Consider the following 6,095-nt stretch of genomic DNA (forward strand, 5'->3'; position numbering starts at 1 on the left):
ACGCTGACCAGCAGGGTAGGCTGTGACTCCATCACCAATCTCATCCTGACTGTAAACAGCGTTCTCAGAGATACCTCCAGGGCAACCGTCTGTACGAACCAACTTCCATATCGCTGGAACGGTATCAACATCAATGCCGCTGGCACTTATAGCGACACGCTGACCAGCAGGGCAGGATGCGATTCCATTATCAACTTAATATTAACAGTAAACTCGGTTCTCAGAGACACTACCCGGGCAACCGTTTGTACGAACCAGTTGCCATATCGTTGGAACGGTATTAACATCAACGCCGCTGGCACTTATAGCGACACCCTCACCAGCAGAGCAGGTTGCGATTCTATTATCAACCTGATATTAATTGTTAACTCCGTTCTCAGAGACACTACCAGAGCAACCGTCTGTACGAACCAGTTGCCATATCGTTGGAACGGTATTAACATCAATGCCGCTGGCACTTATAGCGACACCCTCACCAGCAGAGCAGGTTGCGATTCCATCACCAACCTCATCCTGACCGTAAATAGTGTATTCAGAGATACGACCAGAGCAACCGTTTGTACGAACCAACTTCCATATCGCTGGAATGGTATCAACATCAACGCTGCCGGTACTTATAGCGACACCCTCACCAGCAGAGCTGGCTGTGACTCTATTATCAACCTGATATTAACAGTGAGCTCCGTTCTCAGAGATACTACCAGAGCAACCGTTTGTACGAACCAACTTCCATATCGCTGGAATGGTATCAACATCAACGCTGCCGGCACTTACAGAGATACTCTGACCAGTAGGGCAGGGTGCGATTCTATTATCAACTTGATATTAACAGTAAACCCCGTTCTCAGAGATACTACCAGGGCCACCGTTTGTACGAACCAGCTTCCATATCGCTGGAATGGTATCAACATCAACGCTGCCGGCACTTACAGAGATACTCTGACCAGTAGGGCAGGGTGCGATTCTATTATCAACTTGATATTAACAGTAAACCCCGTTCTCAGAGATACTACCAGGGCAACCGTTTGTACGAGCCAGCTTCCGTATCGTTGGAACGGCATCAATATTACCGCCGCAGGTACATATAGGGATACATTAACTAGCAGAAGTGGTTGCGACTCGATCATCAACCTCATCCTGACTGTAAACAGTGTTCTCAGAGACACCACCAGGGCAACCGTTTGTACGAACCAACTGCCATATCGCTGGAATGGTATCAACATCAACGCTGCCGGTACTTATAGCGACAGGCTGACCAGCAAAGCAGGTTGCGATTCTATTATCAACCTGATATTAACTGTTAACTCTGTTCTCAGAGACACTACCAGGGCAACCGTCTGTACGAACCAACTTCCATACCGCTGGAATGGATCTAACATAAATACCGCCGGCACTTATAGCGACACGCTGACCAGCAGGACAGGTTGCGATTCTATTATTAATCTCATCCTGACTGTAAACAGTGTGCTCAGAGACACCTCCAGGGCAACCGTCTGTACGAACCAACTTCCATACCGCTGGAATAGTATCAACATCAATGCCGCTGGCACTTATAGTGACACGCTGACCAGCAAAGCAGGTTGCGATTCTATTATCAACCTAATGTTAACGGTAAACTCCGTTCTCAGAGACACTACCAGGGCAACCGTCTGTACGAACCAGTTGCCATATCGTTGGAACGGTATTAACATCAACGCCGCCGGCACTTATAGTGACATGCTGACCAGCAGAGCAGGTTGCGATTCCATTATCAACTTAATATTAACTGTAAACTCGGTTCTCAGAGACACCACCAGGGCAACCGTTTGTATGAACCAACTTCCATATCGCTGGAACGGTATCAACATCAACGCCGCTGGCACTTACAGAGACACGCTGACCAGCAGAGCAGGTTGCGATTCCATTATCAATTTAATATTAACTGTTAACTCCGTTCTCAGAGATACCACCAGGGCAACCGTTTGTACGAACCAATTGCCATATCGTTGGAATGGCATTAACATTAACGCTGCCGGCACTTATAGAGACACCCTTACGAGCAGAAGTGGTTGCGACTCTATTATCAACTTGATCTTAACCGTCAACTCCGTTCTCAGAGATACCACCACAGCCACCGTTTGTACCAACCAGCTTCCATATCGTTGGAACGGTATTAACATCAACGCTTCCGGTTCTTACAGAGACACCCTCATCAGCCGGGCAGGCTGCGATTCTATTATCAACCTGATATTAATTGTTAACTCCGTTCTCAGAGATACCACCAGAGCAATAGTTTGTACCAACCAACTTCCATACCGCTGGAATGGATTTAACATAAATGCCGCCGGAATTTATAGCGACACCCTCACCAGCAGGTCAGGTTGTGATTCCATCATTAACCTCATCCTGACTGTAAATTCAGTATTGAGAGACACCACCAGAGCCACTGTTTGTACGAACCAGCTGCCATATCGCTGGAATGGCATTAACATCAACGCCGCTGGCACTTACAGAGACACGCTGACCAGCAGAGCAGGTTGTGATTCCATTATCAATTTAATATTAACCATTAACTCCGTTCTCAGAGACACTACGAGAGCCACTGTTTGTACCAACCAGTTGCCATATCGTTGGAACGGTATTAATATTAACGCAGCCGGAACATATAAAGACACCCTCATTAGCAGAAGCGGTTGTGACTCGATCACCAACCTCATCCTGACAGTGAACAGCATTCTCAGCGATACAACAAGAGCAACCATCTGTACCAACCAGTTGCCATATCGTTGGAACGGTATTAATATTAACGCAGCCGGAACATATAGAGACACCCTCACAAGCAGAAGCGGTTGCGATTCGATCACCAACCTCATCCTGACTGTCAATAGCATTCTCAGAGATACAACAAGAGCCACCGTTTGTACGAACCAGTTGCCATATCGTTGGAACGGCACTAACATCAACGCTGCCGGCACTTACAGAGACACCCTCACAAGCAGAAGTGGCTGCGACTCGATCATAAACCTCATCCTGACTGTCAACAGTGTTCTCAGAGACACCACCAGAGCCACTGTCTGTGCGAACCAGTTGCCGTACCGCTGGAATGGCATTAATATTACCGCTGCAGGAACATATAGGGATACATTAACTAGCAGGAGTGGTTGCGACTCTATTATCAACTTGATCTTAACCGTCAACTCCGTTCTCAGAGATACCACCACAGCCACCATCTGTGCCAATCAGTTGCCATATCGCTGGAACAGTATTAATATTAACGAAGCCGGAACATATAGAGACACCCTCATTAGCAGAAGCGGTTGCGACTCGATCATCAACCTCATCCTGACTGTGAACAGCATACTTAGAGACACAACCAGGGCCACCGTTTGTACCAACCAGCTTCCGTATCGTTGGAATGGCATTAATATTACCGCCGCAGGTACATATAGGGATACATTAACTAGCAGAAGTGGTTGCGACTCTATTATCAACTTGATCTTAACTGTCAACTCCGTTCTCAGAGATACCACCACAGCCACCATCTGTGCCAATCAGTTGCCATATCGTTGGAATGGCATTAACATCAACGCAGCCGGAACTTATAGAGACACCCTCACAAGCGGAAGCGGTTGCGACTCGATCATCAACCTCATCCTGACTGTAAACAGTGTTCTCAGGGACACCACCAGAGCCACTGTCTGTACGAACCAATTGCCATATCGTTGGAACGGTATTAACATCAATGCAGCTGGCACTTACAGAGATACCCTCATCAGCAGAAACGGTTGTGATTCCATCACCAACCTCATCCTGACAGTGAACAGCATTCTCAGAGACACAACAAGAGCCACTGTCTGTACGAACCAGTTGCCATATCGTTGGAACGGCACTAACATCAACGCTGCCGGCACTTACAGAGACACCCTCACAAGCAGAAGTGGCTGCGACTCGATCATAAACCTCATCCTGACTGTCAACAGTGTTCTCAGAGACACCACCAGAGCCACTGTCTGTGCGAACCAGTTGCCGTACCGCTGGAATGGCATTAATATTACCGCTGCAGGAACATATAGGGATACATTAACTAGCAGGAGTGGTTGCGACTCTATTATCAACTTGATCTTAACCGTCAACTCCGTTCTCAGAGATACCACCACAGCCACCATCTGTACCAACCAGTTGCCATATCGTTGGAATGGCATCAACATCAACGCAGCCGGAACTTATAGAGACACCCTCACAAGCAGAAGCGGTTGCGACTCGATCATCAACCTCATCCTGACTGTAAACAGTGTTCTCAGAGACACCACCAGAGCCACTGTCTGTACGAACCAATTGCCATATCGTTGGAATGGCATTAACATCAACGCAGCCGGAACTTATAGAGACACCCTCACCAGCCGGGCAGGTTGCGATTCCATCATCAACCTCATCCTGACTGTCAATAGCATTCTCAGAGATACTACCAGAGCAACCATCTGTACGAACCAGTTGCCATACCGCTGGAATGGCATTAATATTACCGCCGCAGGAACATATAGGGATACATTAACTAGCAGAAGTGGTTGCGACTCTATTATCAACTTGATATTAACAGTAAACCCCGTTCTCAGAGATACTACCAGGGCAATCGTTTGTACCAACCAGCTTCCATATCGCTGGAATGGTATTAATATTAACGCAGCCGGAACATATAGAGACACCCTCATAAACAGAAGCGGTTGCGACTCGATCATCAACCTCATCCTGACTGTCAACAGCATACTTAGAGACACAACCAGGGCCACCGTTTGTACCAACCGGCTTCCATACCGTTGGAATGGCATCAACATCAACGCTGCTGGCACTTATAGAGATACGCTGACCACCAGAGCAGGTTGTGATTCTATCATCAACTTAGTATTAACTGTAAACTCCGTTCTCAGAGATACTACCACAGCCACCATCTGTACCAACCAGTTGCCGTACCGCTGGAATGGCATTAATATTACCGCCGCAGGAACATATAGGGATACATTAACTAGCAGGAGTGGTTGCGACTCTATTATCAACTTGATCTTAACCGTCAACTCGGTTCTCAGAGATACCACCACAGCCACCATCTGTGCCAATCAGTTGCCATACCGTTGGAACGGTATTAACATCAATGCTGCCGGCACTTACAGAGATACTCTGACCAGCCGGGCAGGTTGCGATTCCATCATCAACCTCATCCTGACTGTCAACGGCATACTCAGAGATACCACGAGAGCCACTGTCTGTACGAACCAGTTGCCATACCGTTGGAACGGTATTAACATCAACGCTGCCGGCACTTATAGCGACACCCTCACCAGCAGAGCTGGCTGTGACTCTATTATCAACCTGATATTAACAGTGAACTCCGTTCTCAGAGATACTACCAGAGCAACCGTTTGTACGAACCAACTTCCATATCGCTGGAATGGTATCAACATCAACGCTGCCGGCACTTACAGAGATACTCTGACCAGTAGGGCAGGGTGCGATTCTATTATCAACTTGATATTAACAGTAAACCCCGTTCTCAGAGATACTACCAGGGCAACCGTTTGTACGAACCAGCTTCCGTATCGTTGGAATGGCATCAATGTTACCGCCGCAGGTACATATAGGGATACATTAACTAGCAGAAGTGGTTGCGACTCTATTATCAACTTGATCTTAACCGTCAACTCCGTTCTCAGAGATACCACCACAGCCACCATCTGTGCCAATCAGTTGCCATATCGTTGGAATGGCATCAACATCAACGCAGCCGGAACTTATAGAGACACCCTGACCAGCCGGGCAGGTTGCGATTCCATCATCAACCTCATCCTGACTGTCAATAGCATTCTCAGAGATACTACCAGAGCAACCATCTGTACGAACCAGTTGCCATATCGCTGGAACGGCATTAACATCAATGCTGCTGGCACTTACAGGGACACCCTCACCAGTTGGGCAGGGTGCGATTCTATCATCAACCTCATCCTGACTGTCAATAGCATTCTCAGAGATACTACCAGAGCAACCATCTGTACCAACCAGTTACCATATCGTTGGAATGGCATTAACATAACTGCCGCGGGCACATACAGCGACACCCTCACCAG

General features: G+C 47.5%; 1 protein-coding gene. It reads left to right on the top strand.

Going from position 1 to position 6,095, the window contains the following annotated elements:
• Positions 1-6,095, top strand: a 6,095-nt coding sequence (locus JUB15_RS28195; protein ID WP_207516103.1) for a hypothetical protein, incomplete at both ends; no start/stop codon positions are given.

Origin of the sequence: Longitalea luteola (assembly GCF_017356035.1) — a bacterium.
GTDB lineage: Bacteria > Bacteroidota > Bacteroidia > Chitinophagales > Chitinophagaceae > Niastella > Niastella luteola.